The organism is Paraburkholderia sp. GW821-FHT02A12, from assembly GCF_059422005.1.
On record NZ_JBWKWA010000002.1, the window covers coordinates 1,257,077 to 1,277,724 of the forward strand.

A 20,648-nucleotide genomic window follows, 5' to 3' on the forward strand; every position below is an offset into this window, starting at 1 on the left:
GCAATGGTCTGGTCGCCCTTCAAATCGAAAGACAAAGCCGCGGCAAGCCTTCCGGCAGGGGGACCCGCCACGCTGTTGGTTTCTTGGGGTCGTAACGGAGCGTATTTCCGCCCCGAGCCGGCATTCGACAATTGGCTTTCATCGCCGATGTCCTTTGATGTGGGCTCCGAGCTTGTGCTTCTGCTTCGCCAGCTCGAAGAGGAGGGGTTCGCTGAATTGAATCCCGATGGCGCCAGCCTCTCATGGTCGAACTACTACACGCTGCTGGAATCTCCGGAGCATTGTGGTGCTCTCGGTCTTTTGGGATTGCCGGGGCAGAAGGCGTGGAAGCCGATCCTGTCGAGTAACGGCACGCTGACGGACGCCAATTTTGCGGTCAGCATTCAAGGGTGGCTCGACCCCCATGGGCAGCGACCAAATGGAAACGTGGGCATCGAGGGCGCCGTGCTGACTGCGGGAGGCAAGTCAGCGATCTTGCCAGAGGCGGCCTGGCGAATGGTGCAGGCTATCGCTGAGCAGCGAAGCCGCAAGGCTGAGGAGCGCACGCCGGATGTCAACAAGCGAGATTGGTCGACCATTCGGGGCCATGCTTCTCGTGCGGGCGCTGACCTGACCGACTATCTGCGCAAGACAGTGGTCCTGACTCCCGAGCGTTTGCGAATCGACCTTCGCAAGGGCGATGTGATTGGCGACAAGCTGGTGGAGGTGATGCCGGGATTCGATGGCGCGCCGCCTCGTTGGCTTGAACTGTTCGACCGCTTCGACATGGTGCCGGAGCGCTATGAAATTCCCGATGGCAACGGCCTGGTGCATGTGCTGTTGTCGGAGGAAGCGAGGACGGTGCTACGAGAGATTAGGCGCATGCCGGGCCGGCGCATTGCAGGGGAGCGCGCAGAGGCTTTCGTCCGTAATCCATTCGCCACCTTGGGGCCGGATGCGGCTAAGGTTATTGACCCCGAGCAGTTCGAGCGCGCGAGAGAGGATGCCGGCATCGTGTTCACCCGCTTCACCGCGAAGGTGTCGCGCGACGACAAAGGGCATCCGTATGAGGTGTCGCTGATCGTCGAGGAGACACTTCGGGGCGCAGTCCGAGCCGAACAATTGAAGTTCGAAGGCCCGGCCGCGTTGGACGCATTTCTTAAAAAACTCGACGACAAAATAGCGGCTGGCGCGCAGTGCTGCCACTGGCAGGGCTTCGACCTCGAAATCTTGGGCGACACGCCAGCTCAGGTGGCTTTGTTGCGCAGCGCGCTGAATGACTGGCGGCGTCCGAGCCTCATAAGCGCGGCCGACATCTTCGACCTTTCGAAATACTCCGAGCGCGTGGGAGGCTTTGGGGTCGAGAAGCCCTATTACTCGCCTTTCATCGCCAAGAAGAGCGAGGACGCCGGGTGGTTTCCCGAAAATGTCGATCTGGGTTTGTGCTTTGAGCCTGAGGGCGGTGGTGAGACGGTTGCCATCGCGCTGGACGACAGGAATCTGAAAAGTTTCCGAGAAGAGCTCGACAAGGCTCGCCAGGAAAAGCGCGAGACTTTCGAGTTTCCGGGCTGCCCCAAGCCGGTGCCGGTTGCATGGGCGGTCGACGCCCGGGAAACCTTGGGGCAGGTTCGTGAAGATGTTTCGAAGGGAACATTCGACCCGAAGAAGCCGACCGCCAAGGGGCGCGCCTCCGAGCGCAAGGGGCTGGTCGTCAAGCCCAACGTCGATGCTCTGGATTACGAGGAGCGGCGTGGAATTCTTGCTCTCCCCGTCGAGCCCGCCGCGTTGCCATCCGCCATGCTCAGCCACATTGAGCTCAAAGAGCACCAGCTTGATGGCGTCGCATGGCTTCAGCATTTGTGGCGGCACTCGCCCACCGCTTGCCGGGGTGCTTTGCTCGCCGACGACATGGGGCTTGGCAAGACCATCCAATTGCTCACGTTCATGGCCGCAGCCATCGAACGTGAGACCGGCATCGATCCATTTCTGGTTGTGGCGCCGGTTTCGCTGCTCGAGAACTGGAAGGAGGAGATCACGAAGTTTTTCGCGCCGGGGGCGATGAAGGTCCTGACGCTGTATGGCCCAGACTTGGCGTCCAAGAGGGTGCCCAAGTCAGCGCTCGACGAAGGGCTTGTCGAGGCGGGGTCGCCCAAGCTGCTGTCGTCGGGATGGCTCGGCTCAGCGAACGTGGTCCTGACGACCTACGAGACGCTTCGCGATCTAGAGTTTTCGTTGGCGGCGCAGCGTTGGTCGGCCATGATTTGCGACGAGGCGCAGAAGATCAAGAATCCCAATGCGTTGGTGACTCGCGCTGCCAAAAAGCAAAACGCCAGGCTGAAGATCGCCTGCACGGGAACACCGGTGGAGAACACCCTCACTGACATCTGGTGTCTATTCGACTTTATTCAGCCGGGGCTGCTCGGCGCGTTGAAGGACTTCGGCTCAAAATACCGAAGACCGATCGAGTCTGAGACCGACGAGGAGAAGGCCCGCCTCGAAGAGCTGCGGGGCTTGATCGAGCCGCAAAAGCTCAGGCGAACCAAAGCGCAAGTCGCCAAGGACCTGCCGAAGAAGATCGAATTTGAGGGATGCCGCGCATTGCCCTTGTCGCAGCGTCAGCGCGCGCTTTACGCAGACGCCATTGCGCAGTTTCGGTCGAGGTCGGGCGGGCGTCAGGCGACAGGAATGCAATCGCCGCTGGGGCTGTTGCAATACCTGCGTCGGCTCTGTTCCGATCCCAGATCGCCCGGTCGCCTGTCTACCGAGTCGGAGCCGCTCGCCGACGTCGAACGGAACTCGCCCAAAATGGCGTGGATGCTGAGGCATCTGCAAGAGATCAAGACGGCCGGGGAAAAGGCCATCGTGTTCTGCGAGTTCAGGGATTTGCAACGGACATTGCAGCGGGCCATATCGGATCGCTTCGGCTTCGTCCCCGACGTGATCAACGGCGACACTTCGGCGGACTCCGCCAACGCCAACAATCGGCAACGGCGGATCAATTCGTTTCAAGAGCGACCGGGCTTCGGCGTGATCGTCCTTTCGCCGCTTGCGGTGGGGTTTGGCGTGAATATCCAAGCTGCCAACCACGTCATCCACTTCACCCGGACGTGGAACCCGGCCAAAGAGGACCAAGCCACGGACCGCGCCTATCGCATTGGCCAAGAGCGCAATGTCCATGTCTATTACCCTGTGGTGGTGGCTCACGATTTTCTGACGTTCGACGCAAAGCTCGACACACTGCTTAACAAAAAGCGAGCGCTTTCGACCGACATGCTCAACGGGGCGGGGGATGTGAGCCCCGCTGACTTTGGGGACTTGGAAGCCCCCGATGGCGGCAACGCGTTCAGCAATGAGCCTCTGACAGCCGACGACATCGGAGCACTGGATGGCGACGCTTTCGAGGCCTTTTGCGCGTTGTTGTGGACCAAGATGGGCTATACGCGGACCATCAAGACCAAGCGTGTGGGTGATGGCGGCGTCGACGTGGTCGCCATTAAACGTAGTGAAGGCGCGCTGATCCAGTGCAAAAGCTCGACTATCGAAGATAAGGAACTTGGGTGGGAGGGAGTCCGAGATGTTTCTGATGGACGGGCCTCATACGCGGCTCGCTATCCCGGAATCAATTTCTCGATGCTGGCCGTCACCAACCGACGTTTCAATCAGGCCGCGAGACACCAAGCAGGTGTTTTGAGCGTGGAGTTGATCGAAGGCGACCATCTCGCACAAATGCTCGCGCTCCATCCAATGAAGCGCGGCGAGCTTGAGCGGTTTCTGCTCGCGGGGTGGGGCGCTGCCTGATCAGGTTTCCGTTGTTCTGCGGGCACCATCACCGAAGCGATGTTAGGAGCGGCGGACATGACCTCGGGGCCATGGCTGCTGCCGACCATCGCTGGATGGTTCGGCGCGAGCAGTCGACGGCGGACTACCACGGCAAACGCGCTCGATGAAGCGTCGCCGCGTTGTCCAGTTGATCAAGCAGCGGTTGTGGAAGCTGCGCCCCCGTAGCTAGCGAGGCGGCTCTGAGCAGTTGGCCGAGTTGCTGAGGGGCGTTCCCGTCTTCGCGAATGGCTTCTTGCAGCAATGGGACCGAGAGGCTTGGCGATCGCAGCAACGCCGGAGTGCGTGCGTGCTCTCGCCACATCTTCGAGAACGCTTTGGCGAGAGGTTTGAACGCCGAGTCGAGAAAAACTTTGCTCGGCAACATCGATAGCAAATTCAGCGCTCGAATTTGGCACTTTGCCGTTGTCTCGGGGCTGCGTTGGCTTTGCATGAGGAGTCGGAAAACGGCTCCCAATCTGTCGATCGGTTTTGCGTCGGTGTTCGTGACTAGCTTCGCCGCATCGACCGGGTCGACGGAGATCGTCCGCAACGCTTCGCGAGCTTCGCCGAGAAGCGCTGCGCCATGGGCTGGGCCACCGAGATCGGCGATCCAGGCGCTGGCGAGCTCCTCGACCGAGCCGCCCGAGAGGGCTCGGATGAATAGGGCGAGGCAGAACACCGATTCCACGCCCATGGGCGTGGACCGATCAACATCCAGCACTTCGCCCTCAAAGGGCTCCAGAGAGTCCGGCAACGAGGCGCTTTCGTTCCTCTGTTGCGCTCGATGCCGCCAAAAGTATTCACTCAGGCCGTAGAGGCCGTTTGCCAACTGTTCGAATTGGCCGCGGTCGAATAGCTCATTGCAGCGGAGGTTCCAATACTGGAAGCCAGCTGCTAACACCCTCGACTGGGACAGCGTGGAACGAAGCGCCTCGACGCCTTCGCTTTCGACACGCAGCAGCGATGCAATTTCGATCACAAATGCCGCCGCCATATCGGACGGTAGTTTGGGCAGTTCCGCAATGGATTTGTCGCGATGCGGGTTGCTGCACTGGCCGAGCTGCGGCTCGAAAACCGGTTCGGCTTCGAACTTGCCGCGAAGCTGTTCCACGATCCAGCGGAGGACGTGGCCGCCGAGTTTTTTTGCGGCAAACAGGTCGAATTGTTTGGCCGGGTCAAAGTCTCGCTCGAATGCCGACAGCCCGGCGACGATAAGCGTAACCACTCGAGAGCGTGCCCCGTCTTTGAACGCGCAATATGCAGCGTCGAAAAGGGCGCCTCCGGCCATCGCCGACATTGAGCTTTCGCTCGCGCTGCGCGACGCGATCTCGAACCACTCCGATGCTGCGCCAAAGTCCCCCAAGGTTCCTGCTGCATAGCCCGCTTTCCGCAAAATGTGGGGATCACGTTCGAGCTCGACGTTAGAGGACGAGGGGCGCCATAGCGACTTTTTCCACAAACCCAATGCTTGCTTGAAATCGCTTCTTCCAAAGTAGACAGACGCTTCCTGCGCTATCAAGACGGGTGACTCGCCGAAGCTCTCGGTGGCCGTTCGGATGCATGCGAGCGAGTCTGCGCCGCGAGACAAGTGGTCTTCGTAAAGGATCGACAGTAATCTGGCGACTGAAATCCCCATCGCCTTCGCGCTCCATTGTTCCGCTAGGGAACGCATCCTGAGCAGAGTGTCCTCGGCAAGCTGCCAGCGAGGCGTTTCTCGATTTGCCTCGTTTTTCCACGGTCCGCCGACGAACAAATGGTTTCTGCTGAACAAGGGGATGGTGAACGCTTTCAACATCCGATCACGAGCCACGGGAGTTGCTGATTCGAGCGCGTCAATAAATTCTCGCAACTGGTCCAAATCTTTACAGCGGGCGAAATTGAAGCCAAACAAAGAGGCGATCAGATCGGCGTTTTTCGTTATACCGGCAGGGCATTGCTCGGCGGTCAACCCTTCACTGCTCGGCGCGTTGAGAATGACGGATTCCAGACGATTGATCTCTTCGAGAGCATGAACAACAGTGCCGGCCCCAAACGATTGATCCGGTGAGTCGGCCACCGACATAGCCCACATGAGCTGGTTCGCGTTTCGCTGCTCCGAATCTTCTATGCGCGCTATGGAGTCTTCCCACTCCGTGGCTAGGAGTGGGAGTTCGGTTGTGGCCTGCTGCTTTGCGATTCGAAATTGCGTCAGCCGCAAAAGAGTGATCGTCTGCGCGTCAAATGCTCCCGTATTTGTGCCATCGCCACGCCCCACAAAAACGATGGGGGTTAGCAGATCCGCGGCGGCACCGCGCAGCGCCCGCTTCTCGTCGATCAGCGAGGACAAAAACGACGAAAGGCGTCGGTCGTCTCCACTTTCCCACGCGTGCAAGAAGAGCGCGAAAGCCTTATCCACCGAAACCGACCTGCGGCCCACGAGCGCATCGAAGATGCATTCGTGCGCTTGTGCGACCTTCTTTGGGGACCACACCAGCTTGGCCTGTTGAGTGAGGAGCGCCGTGATTTTATATTCATGAGATGACTGAGTTTCGACCCATCGGCCGACTAGGCGATCAAGCGCATCTCCGGGCGAGCGCAGCCCGACGAACTCCTCTCCAATGAACAAGACCGCCTCGCGGTCTAATGGGCTCAAAGCGAGACTGAGCGAGTACAGAAGGTCAAGTTCTGCGTCGGGAAGGGTGCTCGCCGCCTCGCGTCGAGCGAACGCACGCGCCTGCTCGATGCTTGCCGGCGGGTTCTCCATCACTGTGGCGGGTGGATTGTGCCAATCCGCGCCCTGCAATTCGAGACCCAGCAGATGCACGAGCTTCGGATGTCCGCCGCCGCTTCGCGCAAGAATTGTCGCAGCGAATTGTGAGCTCTGGTCGCCAGGGCAGCCGAGCGCAGACACGAACTTGCCTATCTCTTCCCGCGAAAGGTCGGGCACGGCATGAATATGGATGCCAGCCGTTCGTAGCCGAGGGTCGACTGCCTCAGGATGAACCCCCTTCGCCGTGAGAATCAAAAATTGTCCGCGGCGTGCGCACTGCTCGGCCACCGCGCTGAATCGAGTCCACACCGCTTGCGTGATCGTGGTTGCGACCGGAAAGTCATCCACAATCACCACTGCTCGGGAGGGCAGGTCGCGAATCACCAGAAGCAAACGGTCTAGCAACGGAGGCAGCGTCGATGTGTCATGCGCCGACAAGTCGACCCAGCAAGCGACGCCGCCAAGCTCTTTTCCGACCAAGCTGGCCACAGTGGTCTTCCCTCGCCCTTCCGAGCCGACAATCAGCGCTGGGCTACCTTGCCGAGTGATTGAGTCGATCAGCGATCGACGGGGCAGGCAGAACGGCGGAAGCGTGGGTTCGACGCCCAGCGTCGCGGGCGAAAAAGAGACCGAGCTCAATGACCCTAGCGTTGCGCCTCGCCCAGCAGCCAACGCTTGCCCCATTAGAGAGATGATGCTGCGTGTCAAGGGCACCATCATGCTCGTCTTGGCCTCAAACACTTTGAGCAGATCGGCTCTGGTCAGGGAACGTAGGTTGATGTCGCGTTGCTTGATCGTTTCGACGCAATGGGCGAGAAGTCCGTCGACAGCTTTCAGCGACTCGTTGTGGTCGACGTTCCGTTCGTCGCCAAAATCGATTATCGCCCGCTCCACACCAAGCCGAACCGCGTCCGTCGAGGGTTCCTTTGTCGCCCAATCGATGCGCTCGAAAAGGTTTGAACGCAAGTCGGTCGCGGTGGCAGAGTCAAGAAAGCGTCGTAAGGTCGGAGGCTGCAGGGTTGAACTCAGATGGCGAGCAACGCGTGATGCGGCATCGTCGTCCCCCTCGGCTGCCATTCGCCAAAGGTCTATTCCCTTCACGCCCTGGAACGGATCGCCTTTCTCCGAGCCAACGTCACCTCGCGTGACGAAGCGCATTCTGATCGGCCGGCTTGGGTTGCGCTCGACGTGCGCCCAGAAATTCTCGATAGCTTCGCGGACGTCGTTGGACCCGAGCGAGATGTTCTTGCCGGAGTTTTTGATCTGAGATGTGCTGGTTTCGCCGTTTTCGTCTACGAGGTCAAAGTCTTCCGCGCCTTCCAGGTAAAGCAATTGACCGGCGCCGAGTTTCGTCCACGCCTCGACTGACCGCCAAATTTGATAGTCGTAGCCCCGCAACGAATCGATCGCCTGTCGGCGGGTGTCGGCCGCGAGCGGAGCAGAACGTGTATCGGAGGTCACTGAACGGCCTTTCGTGCGACGGGCGCTTCTCGTTCAAGAATCGCGAGGCCGAGAACCGTAGCGCGGGTGCGCGAGATCACCAGCGCAATGTCTTGGGCAAGAGGTGCGACGAAGAGTCGTGTCGCCAGGTCAGCCTCAGGATGTGGCATAGGCCTTGTTGTTGGCTCGGGATTTGTCTTGCATTTTACGGGCAAGGCCACCCGGTTTGCTGTATTTTCCTTTGCGCCATCAGAGCAAACGTCCGATGGACGGAGGCGGCCTCGGCAAGTGTAGGGGGATCGGCGGGGGACTGTAGCGAGAAAACGACGCCATGAGGCTTCTATTTGCAGGACTAGAAATTCGCACGCCGGTAATGCTGCATCATTAGCGTAAGTGCGCCGGTTATACGAACCGCCGACGGGTCAATGCGTCCGGAAGGTGTTCCAGGTATCGGTGTCCAGGTGCATCGCGGCCATTACTTCGAACAAGTACAGCTCGAGGTCGTTGTCGATCTGCACGAACGCCGCGGACATTTTCCGAAGCCGTCCCTGGGCGGTCAGGAACATTTCACGGAACTGGTCGTCTTTCATCGCCTGGTCCCGCTTCATTTCATGCGGGAAGTCCTCGCTCGCCATCTTGTAGACTAGGCTGGCGGTGAAGTGCGATTCGAAATTGAGGTGTTGCACCAGACGTTTGACCACGCCGCGCGAGATGCCCACATAGACGGGGCGGTCCTGATCCAGGAACACGTAGCAGCCAGGAAAATCGGTGGTGCGCTCAACCCGTTTCAGAGCCTCCCGCGACGCACTCTTGAAGCCCACCAGCTTGGTAGCCGGGATCGGCGATTGAAGGGCGGCCTTCAGCTGTTCCAAGTGAGCCGGCAGGACGCTCGTGGACAGTTCGTCGAACGTGTGGGTGCAGTTGTCGATGGGCATGGCGGTGATCGGCGGATCGGGAAGACGCCGATCTTACCCGAACCTTGCGGGTAGTTTTTTTGGAGTACGCCGAGGTCAATATCCCGTCGTTGATACACGTTGGCTTGCACAATTTTGTTCCTGCGCGCGTCCATTCGAATCGGGGCTGGGAGACACGTCGGGAACAAGATTGCTTCAAGAGGTTTTGCAGAAAATCGTTCCTCCAGCGGAAGTTTGAGGCAACTTTGTAAGTTTCCTGATGCCTCTCGCACGTGGCCGATCTGAATTCCGACGGGGCGCTCGCTGAGGTCGCCGTCGCGGTGCGGGAGAAGCTGGGTATTTGGTATCAAGCGGCGCTTGGATCAGGTCCAAAGGCTAGGAACAGATTTCTGCAAGAAGCAGGCACAGTTTTATGCAAACTTACAACCGAGAGAGACGTTCGACGTACCCTCCAATAAGTTGACACAGCATAATTTTGTCGCTCGCGCGACGTCTGGGCGGGATTCAGATGTCCGGCGCCAGCCGCGATAACATCGGTTTTCGTCTTTGCTGCCCGCCGTGGGGGCGGTCGGTGAGGCTTGGGTTGTACGCGGAGAGACGTTGAAGTTTTGTGGCTTTCAGATTAATTTCGTTTTTTCTAGTTTTTTGTTGACCCCGTCTGAACGTTTTTCATCTTTATTGTTGAGTTTTTTCGACTCTATTGTGAAGGAACAGTCGAGCGACACCAGCAGATTCAGGTCGATACCGCGTAGATCAATCATGTTGATGGGTCGCATATGGGTAATTGATTTCCAGAATACGTACCCCGCATCTACAGTTCAAGCACCGAAACGAACTGAGGGTCGACAACATGAAAGCCTGGATGCTCGATGAACCCGGCATGCCGCTGGCGCTGCGCGACGTGACGCAGCCGGAGCCGCGCCGCAATGCGGTGCTGGTGCGGATGGAGGCGGTGCCGCTGCTGAGTTATACGCGTGACTATGTCGAAGGGAAGTTGCCGTATGCGTATCCGCCGGGACCGTTTTCGCCCGGCACCAACGGCGTGGGCCGGATCGTCGCGCTCGGCGACGGTGTGGTGGCATTTCGCGTGGGTCAGCGGGTCGCCGTGAATCCTTACTGGGTCGCCGACGAAACGGTGCGGGAGCCGGCTCAGGCGCTGCTTGGCCTGACCGCCATCAGCGCCGACAGCGGCGCCGTGCTGGCGGCATTTCCGCACGGCACCTTACGCGAAATGGCCGAATTCCCCGCCTCGACGCTGATCGCGCTCGACGGTCTGGACGATATCGAAGCCGCCCGTCTTGCCGTGCTCGCCAAATTCGCTGTGCCGTTCGGCGGTTTGCGGCGCGGCCGTCTCGCGGCGGGCGAAACGGTGGTGGTCAACGGCGCCGGCGGTTACTTCGGCTCGGCGGCGGTGCTTGCGGCGCTGGCGCTCGGCGCGAGCAAAGTCGTCGCGCTCGGCCGGCGTCTGGAACCGCTGCAAGCGCTGGCCGAACTGGGGCGCGGGCGCGTGGCGCCGGTGGTGTTGACGGGCGACGCCGCGCAAGACGTGAAGGCAATCCGCGACGCGAGCAGTGGCGGCGCGGACCTCGCGTTCGACATGGTCGGCCAGGCCACCGACGCGAACGCGACCCTCGCCGCATTGCGCTGCCTGCGCCGTGGCGGGCGGCTGGTGCTGATGGGCAGCATGCGGGTGGACTTGCCGATTCCGTACAGCGAGATGCTGCTGAACAACTGGGAGTTGATCGGCCACTTCATGTACAGCCGCGCCGACTATCTCGCGCTGGTTTCGCTGGCGGCGTCGGGGCAGATCGCGCTCGATGCGGTCGAGTTGAAGTCGTATCCGTTTGCCGAACTGGAAGCGGCCATCGACGCAGCCGGCCGCATGTCGGGTCTGCAATGCACGGTGGTGGAGGGCAAGGCGCCGCACGCCTGGGGTTGATCGCGCGGCGGGTTGATCGCGGCGGCATGAAAAAACGGCCTTGCTGTTGATCCAGCAAGGCCGTTTTGCCTCTCTCGTCCGCTCAACCCATCACCACGTTCGTGATCCTGAACTGATAGGGGACCGCTGTCGTGCCACCGCCGCCGCCCGTCATCACGATGTCGCAGCGCGCGATACCGAGCAGCGACAGTTCCGTGTTGATGTCGGAGATCACCGCCGAATTCATCACCGCGCCTTGCTCGATCTGCGACGCGGTGCCGATCCAGAGCGTCGGCTTGAACTCGAACACCGCTTTCTGTCCGGGCACGATGCCGGTCTTTTGCGCGAGCAGCCGGTTGTCCTTGAACACGCTGGCGGTGACGGCGCCCGTGCGCAAGTCGTTGCGCAGCTGGATCTCCCGCGAGCTCGACGATGCCCCTGCCAGAGCAAGCACGTTGCCGGAGCTCGCGCGCGCCACGCTGAACATCTGACCGTTCTGCGCGAGCTTCTGCGGCATGTAGTTACCGTCCGCGTCGCTGGCGGTGACGCTCGTCTGCATGGGAAAAACGAACGGGTGATTGTCACCTCGCCCGCAATTGCTGATCACCTTCCACGCGACTGCAAGCTCGTCGAAATCGGTCGATACGTTCTTCTGAAAGATCACGATCTGGCTGTTGTTGACGTCGTTGGACAGGTTGATGAAGTTGAGTTTGATGTCCATGGCTAACCTTTTCCTGATGTAGTGAGAGGGCGTCGAACGACCACGCGTCCGACGCCGCGTGCGCGTGCGTTAAGCCATCACGACGCGTTCGAGGCGGAAAGTGAACGGCAACGAGCGCGGACCGGGACCGCCGCCCGTCAACACGATGTCGGCGCTCGCGATGCCGAGCAGCGACAGCTCCGTGTTGATGTCGGAGATCACCGCCGAATTCAGCAGCGCGCCCTGTTCGATCTGCGACGCGACACCGATCCAGAGCGTCGGCTTGAACTGGAACACGGCTTTTTGCCCCGGCGCGATCGATGTCTTGGTCGCAAGCGGACTGCCGTCCTTGTAAATGGTCGCGTTCGCGGCGCCGTTCGGCAGGTCGTTGCGGACCTGGACCTCCGAACTGCTGCCCGGCTCCGTCGCGAGCGTGAGCACGTCGCCCGACGTCGAGCGGACCACCTGGAAGACCTGGCCGTTGCTGGCGGTCTGCTGCGGCATGTAATTGCCGTAGCTGTCGCTCGCGCTGACACTCATCGTCATCGGAAACTTGAACGGATGGTTGTCGCCCTGGCCGCAATTGCGGATCACTTTCCATGCGATCGCGAGTTCGTCGAAATCCGTCGCGACGTTTTTCTGGAAAATCACGATGTTCGAATTGTTGGCATCGTTCGAACGGTTTACGAAGTTCAGCTGGATATCCACTTGCCTGCTCCTTGAGTTGAAATGCGGCAATCGGTTTGCCGCGCACCTTCCCACCGGCCTGCCCGGCGGGCTGGCCGTTAAACGAAAGAAGAGGGGGAAGCCCGCCGTCCGCGGGCATCGTGTCGCGCTAGACGTGCACGACGTTTTCGAGCGCGAAGCCGAATGGCTGCGCGTCGGCGCCGCTGCCGCCGCCGGTCATCACGATGTCGGCCGCGGCAATGCCGGCGAGGGGCAGCATCGTGTTGTCGCTCGACAGCACCGCCGAACTCAGCGCGCGGCCTTCCTGGATCTGCGACGCCACGCCGATCCAGAGCACTGGGGTGAAGCGGAACACGGCCTTCTGGGCCGGCACCACGGCCCATTTGGCGGCGATCAGCCTGCCGGCGTTGAATGCGTTGACGTTGACCGCGCCGCGCGGCATCCGGTTGACCACCTGGATGTCCGGACCGCTTTGCGCGCCGGCCGCCGGCGCCGGATCGGCGGCGAGCCGGGCGCGGCCGGTCGGATGCATGCCGATCACGAATCGTTCGCCATCCTGTGCAACGGCGCGCGGCGAGAAATTGCCGTGCTCGTCGCCCAGGCCGATCTCGAGCGCGGTCGAATAGACGAACGGATGGATGCAGTCGCGGCCACAGAAGCGAATCACCTTCCATGCGATTGCGAGTTCGTCGAAATCGGGAATCACGTTGCGCTGAAACAGCACGACTTCACTGTTGCCGCGGTCATTCGAACGGTTGATGAAACGCAGATGGATGTTCATTCCGCCTGCTCCGCGTTGTCGTCGGAAAGATGCTTTTCGACCCATTGCGCGATGGCCGGCGACACACTGCCGGCTAACGACGACGTATGCAGCGCTTGCGCCTGGCTGTGCGCCTGCAGGTCGTTCGCGAAGCGGCCGAATGCCATCGCGGCGTCGGTTGCGTTGCGGCTGCGGGACAGGTCGTCGAGATATTGCGCGGCCGCATCGGAGAGCGAGCCGGCGTGTTGCACGTGACCCTGGGCGATGCGTGTCGCGAGATCGGCATGGATCCCCGCCAGCTCCTTGATCGCAGCGGCCGCGCCGGCAAGCGCGAAGCGGTCGCGCTGTTCGCGCCAGCCGGCGTCGAGTGCCGACTGCGACGCCGTCGTGAACTGCTGACCGCTCTGCAGGGCGGTGCGCGTGAAGACGCGCCACGCTCCGACATCCGTCGCAGCGCCCGCGAGTCCCGCCGGATTGGCCGATTGCGCAACAAGCTTGCTGAACAGCTGGAAGGCGGCGAGATTGGCGTTTTCCCACTGCGTGATAAAGGTCGAGAGCATGGCGGCTCCTTGTCAGGTCAGGTTCAGGTTCGATGGAGAAAGACGGTTGCCGCGGTCACTGACGTGCGCCGCCGAGGCGCTCGATCATCTTCATCACCGCGGCCATTTGCGGCGCTTGGTGGGTATAGAAGTCGGGCTGGGCCGGATCGGGACTCGTGTAGCCCCAGAAATCCCAGCATCCGAGCGGATTGACGGCCGATTTCGCCACTTGCGGATAGAGCACGATCAGGTGATTCGTGTCGGCGATCTCGTTGTAACCCGCGCCGCGCACGAAGCGTTCGCCGACGGCATCGGCGTTCTGTACGCAGCCGTGAAACGCGACATGCACGGCACACGCTGCATGCTGGCAGTCGGCAGGCACGTACACATAAGCGGCGTTGGCCAGCGACGCGGCCCGGTTCGGATCGAACGCGCGCTGATCGAAGCTCAGCAGCTGGCCGCCTAACTGTGCCGCGGGCGCGTGAAGCGGCGCGTCGGGCTTTGCGTAGATCCAGCGCAGAATCTCGTGCGATTGCTCGAAGCCGCAGTTGTTGATGTACGGGCTGCGATTCGCATCGCAAGGGGCGTCTTCAGGACGGTTCGTGATCAATGCATGCCCCGCGTCGGGATGACGTTGATACTCGATGCTCGGCTGCGGCACCTGTGCGAGGTCATAGAAGCGCCTCGCCTGATCGACCACGCGTGTCGCGACCACCGTATCCTTCGCACCGCTGAAGAGGTAAATGCGCTGCTTGCGCAGATTGACCGGATCGTCGATCTGACCGGCCTGCGCGAAGCGTTGCGCGGCGTGCCATGCGCCCCCCGCCGACGGCGCGTCGCCGACCGGCTGCATGCACAGCGTCACCGCCGCCACGGCGGGCGGGATGAACGAGGACTCGCCGGCGCAATCAAAAGCGCCGCCGGCGACGATGCCCGCGCCGATCAGACGGCTCGACCAGGCGACGTCGAACTGGGCCGCCATGAAGGCGCCCGACGACAGACCGGATACGGACGTGCGTTGCAGATCGGCGTCGAGCGCGGGCAGTGACGCGAGGTCCGCGGCGTTCGCGCATGACATGGCCACGGCGCTCAGCAAGAGTGCGCTGAGCCGCGCGCTCAACCCGTGGCGGCGGGACGTGCCGGATTGCACGCTAATTTCGGATGACGAATCGTTATTGACGGATGCAGCGTTCATTCCGTTACTCCTGTTGGGTGAGTGATCGATCAGCGTTCGTGTTTTCGTTTCAGCCGTTCGTTGCCTGGGTCTCACTACGCTTGCAGATTACGTGTGCGGCGCATCCGCATGAATAGGGAGGAAGGCCGGTACGGCGGCCCATGACGGAAGGCCCATACCGTGCGCCGCCGCTCGCCGTTAGTGCGCGGCGCCGGAGGTGCACAACGACACCGGTATCGAGACGCTGTGATCGGCTGTCGTGACGGCCACGGGCCGGTTCGCCTGCGTGTAGCGCAACCGGTAAATGCCGCGCGGCCCGAAGCCGCTGTCGATGTCGGCAAGCAGGTCGGCGCCGTCCGGCATGCGCGCGAGGCTTTGGCCGCTCATCATCGCGGGGCGGCGCAGCGGGTCGTCCCAGTAGGCGTTGTCCGCGGATGTGTAGAAGTTGGGCATGACGCCGGTTGTGTAGAGGCTTTCGAGTGTCCGGGCGAGCCGCTCGGCACACCTGGGACACAGGCCTGGCTGATGCGCGCGCTGCAACGTCTGATCGATCTGCGCGACTTCGGCCTTGCAGGTGAGCGGCGGCTGTTGCGCGTGCCCCTCGGTGGCGGCGCATGCGGCGCAGGCCGCGATCGTGGCGATGGTGGCGATGGCGCGTGCGGATACGGCGCGCGGGTTCGGGCCTCGGCCCGATTGGTCGCGATGGTTCGAGATCATTGGAAAGACTCCTGTCGGTGCACTAGGAAAGAAACAGCTTGCGTTCGGCCTGGCGGCGGCGCGTCAGCCCCGCAAGCGGCTTGCCGCCCGCCTTGTTCCAGACCAGAAACTGATCGGCGGCATGGCTGGCCGCGCCTGCGTTCAGGTAGCGCAGCAGTGTCGAGGAACGCAACCGTCCCGCGCCGAGGTTGAAGGCGAAAGACATCAGTGCGTCGAATTGCTGTTGCGTGATCGGCACGCGCACCAGCTTGCGCAGTTGGAGTTCGGCGCCGCGCAAGTCCCGTTTCAGCAGCGCCTGCGCCTCGGACTCCGTGAGCGGGCGGTCGAAGTGTTCGTGCGGCAGGATCAGATGTCCATAGCCGATCGTCGGTTTGCCGACCGCGTCGAGATAGCGGGCGAGGCGCAGCCCCTCGAAGTGTTTGATCAGGTCGATACCCTGCGCGCCGGTGTGCGTGGGTTGGTCAGGCATGGCTTTGCTCCTCTTGGTCATGCCGTGCGCGCGGCACCAGGCGGTGGGTGTATTCGTCGATCACGCGCATGATCGCTTCGGGCGGTTCGAGCGCCGCAAACTGCATTTCGATGTCGATGTGCTGGCTGTCGCGCTGAGCTTGCTGACCCTGCGCATCCTTGCGTGCCGAAGGCGGGGCGAGTGTCACGAAGAAGCGGCCGCGTTGATCGCCGCCCGCCAATCCGTCTGCGGGCAGCGTTTCGGTGAAGTCGGCGCGCACGGTCAGATGCACGACCATCCTGTCGAGCGCCAGTCCGCGCGGCGTCGCCAGCGCGACCAGCGGCACCGGCATGGTGTGCTCCGCGTCGAGCGCCACCTCGACTGCGCGCGGCGTGAGCAGGCCGTCCTCGTCCTGATCGAAGAACTGATCGAGCACGGCGGTGTATTGATGCGCGAGCAACTGGTTGGCGGCGGCCGCGGCGTGCTGCATGCCACGCGTGATGTCGTCGAGTGCGAGGCCGCGCGGCGGTGGAGCGCTCGCACTGGACGGCGGTGCGCCGCCGGACGGTGGAGCGCCGGGCGGCGCGTTTTCGCCAGCGCCGGAGTCGGAGCCGGAGCCGGTCGCCGTGTCGCCGGCGCTTCCTGCCGGCGTGGCGGGTTGCGCGGTTGCCGGTGTGTCGTTGGTGTCGCGGGTGCCGTTGGTGTCGAGCGCGGCGGCCGGCGCGCTGTCGATGGGGTCCTGCGGGCCCGCCGGCTGCGCGGCGTCGTCATGCGGCGCATCCTTGGCCGGCGAACCGTGTGCATCGCGGCGCCGCTTGAAGAAGTTGAGCATGGTGTCCGTCCGCCGTCAGTGAGCGCTACGCTTACTGATGAACAGGCTGCTGGCCGCCCGCCTGCGCGGCGCCGCCCGCCGCAGTCTCGCCGATCAGCTTGCCGTCCGTCGGTGTCGACGGCAGCGGTTTGACGTCTTTCGCCTTGTCTTCGGTCACGACCGGTTTGGTGGCGGCATCCGTGAGAAAGTCGATGACGCGCATCAGCGCTTCCGGCGGAGGCTGCCGTTTGATCTGCGTGTGGATCGAATACTTGGCTCGCGTATCGGTGCTGCGCGTCTGCTCCGACTTGTGCGACACGCGTCCCGAGATGCTGACACTGACCGGCCCCCAACCGAGCTTGGCCTGCATTTCGCCGCCTGCTTCCGTGGAAGACGCGGACTTCTCCGACTGCGTGATTTCCATCTCGAAGTCGATCGTTCCTTCTTCGATAGCGATGATGGGGTGAACGATGGCAGCCAGCAACGGAATGCGCATGGTCTTCTGCACCACGCCTTTCGATACGCCGCTCTCGTCGACGAGGGTTTCGTCGTAGTCGAATTGCACGGCGACTGCCTTGCCGTCCTGGATGCACACCTGCATCAGAAAGTCGGCATAACTTCTGGCCGCCTGGGTTTGCGCGGCAATCATTGCTTTCAATGGACCTGCAATCATTTGGTCCATTGGTAAGGCATTAATGACAGAACCGATGAAATTGGCATCCATACACACCTCCATGGTGAAATTCGGGCAGTGCGAATACACTCCCGTTATTCAAGTTACATAAATTGGGCAGGTGTTTGGAGAGGCCAGCCGTCACGTCTGAGGACAAGGGTGGCGGACCTATTAATTCTTAAAGAAATAACGTGCCTTTTGCATTAGAACGTTTGTCACGGATCAACGGGCCTAGTGCGTCGTTTTCAAAAGAGCGGTAAAAGCGAGCCGAAGAGACGCAAATAACGTGAACCCGAGCGTCTCGCTACCGAGGGGTAACGCGTAAATGAACGTTCTGATGATCGATAGTCCGCCGTTGTTCGTGGCGGGGGTAGCCGATGTCTTATGGAGACGTGACAGCAGTTGCCAGGTGTGGTCGGCGCAGCGTCCCGAAGACATCTACCGCATCCAGGAAGAGCTGCCGCCGGGAACGGTCGGTGCGGTAACGCTCGAATGGGATGAGCGCGCTGCGCGGATGGGTTGGCCGAAGGTGCTGCAGGATGTGCTGGGGACTGTGCCGTGGCTCTTCGTCGTCCGCACGGTCTGTCGTCAGGGGATCGCCGATGCGCTGATGGCGGGCGCTGCCGGCATTGTCGAGCGTCATGCGAGCGCGGACGAATTCGCCGACGCGCTCGGCCGTGTCGCTTCGGGCGCCATCTATGTTCCGCCGAGTTATGGCCTCGGCGCCGAGGCGGGTTCGGCGCATGCGCAATCCGGCGACCGGGCATTCGAGCGCCTGACGCCGAGGCAACGCCAGGTCTTGCGTTTGCTCGCCGAAGGGAAGTCGAACAAGCAGATCTGCCGCGTGCTGAACGTCGCGGAGGGGACCATCAAGAACCACCTGTATGCGCTCTTTCGACAGATCGGCGTCAGCAATCGCACGGAGGCGGCGCTGTGGCTCGCGCGTCACGTGACGCCTGAAAACGTGCAAGCTCAGCGGCCGGTATGCGTGACGCATGAATGAGGACTGAGCTTGCCGACTGCCCGGAAAAACGGCCGCACGCATGCGGCCGGCTCGGCAGGCAACGGCGGCGGCCCGCCTGCAAGAATGCTCAGGCCGGCGCAGCCGGACGTCCCGCGTCTTCGCCCGCAAGCGTGTCGATGGCGTGCTGCATGGGCGCGGGACTCACGCTGACTTCGCCGGCGAATGGCCGGTCGACCGCCAGCACGAAAAAGAACGCAAGCCCGAGCGTCGTCGCCCAGATCGTCACGAGCCCAAGATGAAAGCGCGTGGCGGGCAACACGTAAAGCAGCACCAGCGAGAGCCCGCTCGCGATCAGCATGACACCCCACAACGTCACGGGCATCGCGACATCGAGCGCCTGCAACCGATGCTCCCGATGCTTCGTCATTTCATTCACGCGAGCGAGCACTTCGGTCAGGAGGGCCCGCTCGCGATCGTCCGACGGCACGATCCGGTTGGTCGTCGCGAACATCCGGTCGAACGCGGCCTGCGTACCGGCATCCGCGTGAGCGTACTGCTGCATTTGCGGCCATTCGTCATGCACCACGTGCTCGATATAAACGATCAGTTCGCGCCGCGCGGCCAGCGCATCCGGTTTGCCGAACGACGCGAGGTCGTGAGCGAGTTCGGTGGCGCACGCGGCCTCGGCCGCGACCGTGCCGGCCGCGGCATCGTAGGTGCCCCAGACCGTAATGGCGGCGAACGCGACCAGCAGCGAATTGATGGTGGTCACCGCGGACATCATCGCGACCGTCATGCCTCGCTGTTCGGCATCGAGCTGGATCGGGAAGCAACGCCGGAAGAGCAGATACCCGGCCAACGCGGCGGCGAGCGTCGCGCCGACGATCAGCGCACCCATCACGGCGGCCGGCATGTTGTAGAGGAAGAGCATCGTGTCACTCCGTGTCGTTTGGGAAAGCGGTCAGGGAAGGGCGGGCCGGCTCGCCTGCCAGCATGGCGCGTGTGAGATCGGCAAGGCGCCGGCGCACGGTGTCGGCTGAATCCGGATGATCGAGAGACTGCTGGAGATCGAGCAGGCTGGCGGCGATCTCGCTTTGCCATTGCGTGCGTTCGCTCGCTGCCTGGGCGCGGCGGGTCTGCAGGGCGGCGTCCACGTCGGCGGACCGGTCGCCGCGCACGAGCGCGTCGAGCGTGTCGACGAGGCGTTGCAGCAAGCGGTGCACAGCAGTCGCCGAGAAGCCGCCGAGCATCGCGAGGGCGGGCTTGCCGAAGCTGTGCATGCTGCCCTGATCGAAGAGGCGCGATGGCAGCATCTCGACCAGGATCAGCCCGGCAATCAGGCCGAGGATCAACCGCGCGCCGTAGGAGGCGTCGTACTTCGGATCGTACGTCGACGCGGCGATGTAACGATGCGCCTGGAACAGCGTGGCGAACGACGCGCCGAGTCCCGCGCAAAACAGCAGGAACAGCGCGTTCCACAACAGCTGCGTGCCGTGCGAATCGAGAAAGCCGCGCTCGATGTTGTCCGCGGAGACGTCGGGAGAGAGTCCGGTCGCGACCACGGCGATCAGAAACGCGATGGCGGCCACCGTCAGCAGCCTGATCAGCGGAACGGGGCCGAGCCACGCGAATGGGCGTCCGAGACGGTGATGCGCATCGAGCAGCGTGACCGCTTGCGGCGTGGCCGGTGCGATGAGGGCGGCCAGCTTCCGGTGTATCGACGCCAGCGAGTGCTGCGACGTGCCGGCGTACCGAGGCGCTTCGTTGGCCGTGCCGGCCGGCGACGGCGCGGCCGCCACGGCCTCGGGCGGCGCGCCGTCGATCAGTGCGCTCAGCAGCGCGATGGTTTCAGGTGCGACCGGAAGACCGTGGTGCAACGCGTAGCGCGCCATCGCATCGCATTCTTCACGCAACTGGGCCAGCAGCGCACCGGGCGGCGCATCGCCAGGTTGTGTCTCGCGCGGTGCGGCGCGCGGACGGTTGAGATCCGGGCGATAGGCTCGACCTCGGAAGAGTCGCAAAGACATGATGAGTTTCCTGCTGTGGAATGGAGCCGGCGTGCGCGGGAGCCATGCGGTATCCCGAACGGGGCGGCTTGTCCGGATGCGATGAACGGCGATAGCACTTTGCGTCTGTCGCGAGTTGCGGACAATCCAGCAGAAGTCATGGATGACGGCGGGACGAAGCGCCCGTGACAGGCGTTCAAGGGGCGCGCAAAGCGACACCGGATTGGCGGTCGGCGTGGAAAGTGGCTTTCGGCACATAACCACGTTTGGGCCCAATGGCTCATTTTCTCTGCCGGCGGGCGAACCTACAGTGCGTTGACCGTGAGGCGTGTCAGCCTGCGCGGCGATGA

16 protein-coding genes are annotated in these 20,648 nt (G+C 62.3%); 3 read left to right on the forward strand and 13 right to left on the reverse strand.

What is annotated here, in order from left to right:
• Positions 1 to 3 precede the first annotated feature (3 nt).
• Positions 4 to 3,777, forward strand: coding sequence for an SNF2-related protein (locus AC07WT_RS27040; protein WP_494949297.1), 3,774 nt, complete (start codon positions 4 to 6; stop codon positions 3,775 to 3,777).
• A gap of 124 nt (positions 3,778 to 3,901) precedes the next feature.
• Here AC07WT_RS27040 and AC07WT_RS27045 read toward each other — a convergent pair whose 3' ends face one another.
• Together AC07WT_RS27045 and AC07WT_RS27050 are read right to left on the reverse strand one after the other, a co-directional pair.
• Positions 3,902 to 8,008, reverse strand: coding sequence for a hypothetical protein (locus tag AC07WT_RS27045; protein WP_494949298.1), 4,107 nt, complete (start codon positions 8,006 to 8,008; stop codon positions 3,902 to 3,904).
• A gap of 401 nt (positions 8,009 to 8,409) precedes the next feature.
• Complete coding sequence (locus AC07WT_RS27050) at positions 8,410 to 8,922, reverse strand: GIY-YIG nuclease family protein (RefSeq protein WP_494949299.1); 513 nt, start codon at positions 8,920 to 8,922, stop codon at positions 8,410 to 8,412.
• 829 nt (positions 8,923 to 9,751) lie between these two features.
• Here AC07WT_RS27050 and AC07WT_RS27055 point away from each other — a divergent pair.
• Positions 9,752 to 10,840: a zinc-binding dehydrogenase gene (locus tag AC07WT_RS27055; protein WP_494949300.1), complete on the forward strand. Its 1,089-nt coding sequence runs from the start codon at positions 9,752 to 9,754 to the stop codon at positions 10,838 to 10,840.
• Positions 10,841 to 10,922: 82 nt separating this feature from the next.
• On the opposite strand, the gene AC07WT_RS27060 is transcribed toward AC07WT_RS27055, so the two are convergent.
• The 9 genes from AC07WT_RS27060 to AC07WT_RS27100 all read right to left on the reverse strand — a co-directional run bounded on the left by AC07WT_RS27060 (position 10,923) and on the right by AC07WT_RS27100 (position 17,379).
• Positions 10,923 to 11,540, reverse strand: a complete 618-nt coding sequence (locus AC07WT_RS27060; protein ID WP_494949301.1) for a hypothetical protein — start codon at positions 11,538 to 11,540, stop codon at positions 10,923 to 10,925.
• A 69-nt stretch (positions 11,541 to 11,609) separates the two neighbouring features.
• Positions 11,610 to 12,227 carry a cupredoxin domain-containing protein gene (locus tag AC07WT_RS27065; RefSeq protein WP_494949302.1) on the reverse strand — a complete coding sequence of 206 codons (618 nt, stop codon included), beginning with the start codon at positions 12,225 to 12,227 and terminating at the stop codon, positions 11,610 to 11,612.
• A 127-nt stretch (positions 12,228 to 12,354) separates the two neighbouring features.
• Positions 12,355 to 12,987 carry a hypothetical protein gene (locus AC07WT_RS27070; protein WP_494949303.1) on the reverse strand — a complete coding sequence of 211 codons (633 nt, stop codon included), beginning with the start codon at positions 12,985 to 12,987 and terminating at the stop codon, positions 12,355 to 12,357.
• The gene (locus AC07WT_RS27075; protein WP_494949304.1) at positions 12,984 to 13,526 is read right to left on the reverse strand and encodes a hypothetical protein; all 543 of its coding nucleotides are present in this window, start codon (positions 13,524 to 13,526) and stop codon (positions 12,984 to 12,986) included. The genes AC07WT_RS27070 and AC07WT_RS27075 overlap by 4 nt, the downstream gene beginning before the upstream one ends.
• 55 nt (positions 13,527 to 13,581) lie before the next feature.
• The gene (locus tag AC07WT_RS27080) at positions 13,582 to 14,583 is read right to left on the reverse strand and encodes an extracellular catalytic domain type 2 short-chain-length polyhydroxyalkanoate depolymerase (RefSeq protein ID WP_494951051.1); all 1,002 of its coding nucleotides are present in this window, start codon (positions 14,581 to 14,583) and stop codon (positions 13,582 to 13,584) included.
• A 294-nt stretch (positions 14,584 to 14,877) separates the two neighbouring features.
• On the reverse strand, positions 14,878 to 15,396 hold the full coding sequence (locus AC07WT_RS27085; RefSeq protein WP_494949305.1) for a hypothetical protein: 519 nt from the start codon (positions 15,394 to 15,396) through the stop codon (positions 14,878 to 14,880).
• A gap of 22 nt (positions 15,397 to 15,418) precedes the next feature.
• Positions 15,419 to 15,865, reverse strand: a complete 447-nt coding sequence (locus AC07WT_RS27090; RefSeq protein WP_494949306.1) for a lysozyme — start codon at positions 15,863 to 15,865, stop codon at positions 15,419 to 15,421.
• Positions 15,858 to 16,676: a DUF2589 domain-containing protein gene (locus AC07WT_RS27095; protein WP_494949307.1), complete on the reverse strand. Its 819-nt coding sequence runs from the start codon at positions 16,674 to 16,676 to the stop codon at positions 15,858 to 15,860. The genes AC07WT_RS27090 and AC07WT_RS27095 overlap by 8 nt, the downstream gene beginning before the upstream one ends.
• Before the next feature lie 31 nt (positions 16,677 to 16,707).
• Positions 16,708 to 17,379, reverse strand: a complete 672-nt coding sequence (locus tag AC07WT_RS27100; protein ID WP_494949308.1) for a DUF2589 domain-containing protein — start codon at positions 17,377 to 17,379, stop codon at positions 16,708 to 16,710.
• Between the two features lie 274 nt (positions 17,380 to 17,653).
• Here AC07WT_RS27100 and AC07WT_RS27105 point away from each other — a divergent pair, with 274 nt between their 5' ends.
• On the forward strand, positions 17,654 to 18,331 hold the full coding sequence (locus AC07WT_RS27105) for a response regulator transcription factor (RefSeq protein WP_494949309.1): 678 nt from the start codon (positions 17,654 to 17,656) through the stop codon (positions 18,329 to 18,331).
• A gap of 88 nt (positions 18,332 to 18,419) precedes the next feature.
• On the opposite strand, the gene AC07WT_RS27110 is transcribed toward AC07WT_RS27105, so the two are convergent.
• Both AC07WT_RS27110 and AC07WT_RS27115 read right to left on the reverse strand, forming a co-directional pair.
• Complete coding sequence (locus AC07WT_RS27110) at positions 18,420 to 19,223, reverse strand: bestrophin-like domain (protein WP_494949310.1); 804 nt, start codon at positions 19,221 to 19,223, stop codon at positions 18,420 to 18,422.
• 4 nt (positions 19,224 to 19,227) lie between these two features.
• Positions 19,228 to 20,319, reverse strand: coding sequence for a hypothetical protein (locus tag AC07WT_RS27115; RefSeq protein ID WP_494949311.1), 1,092 nt, complete (start codon positions 20,317 to 20,319; stop codon positions 19,228 to 19,230).
• Between the last annotated feature and the right edge of the window lie 329 nt (positions 20,320 to 20,648).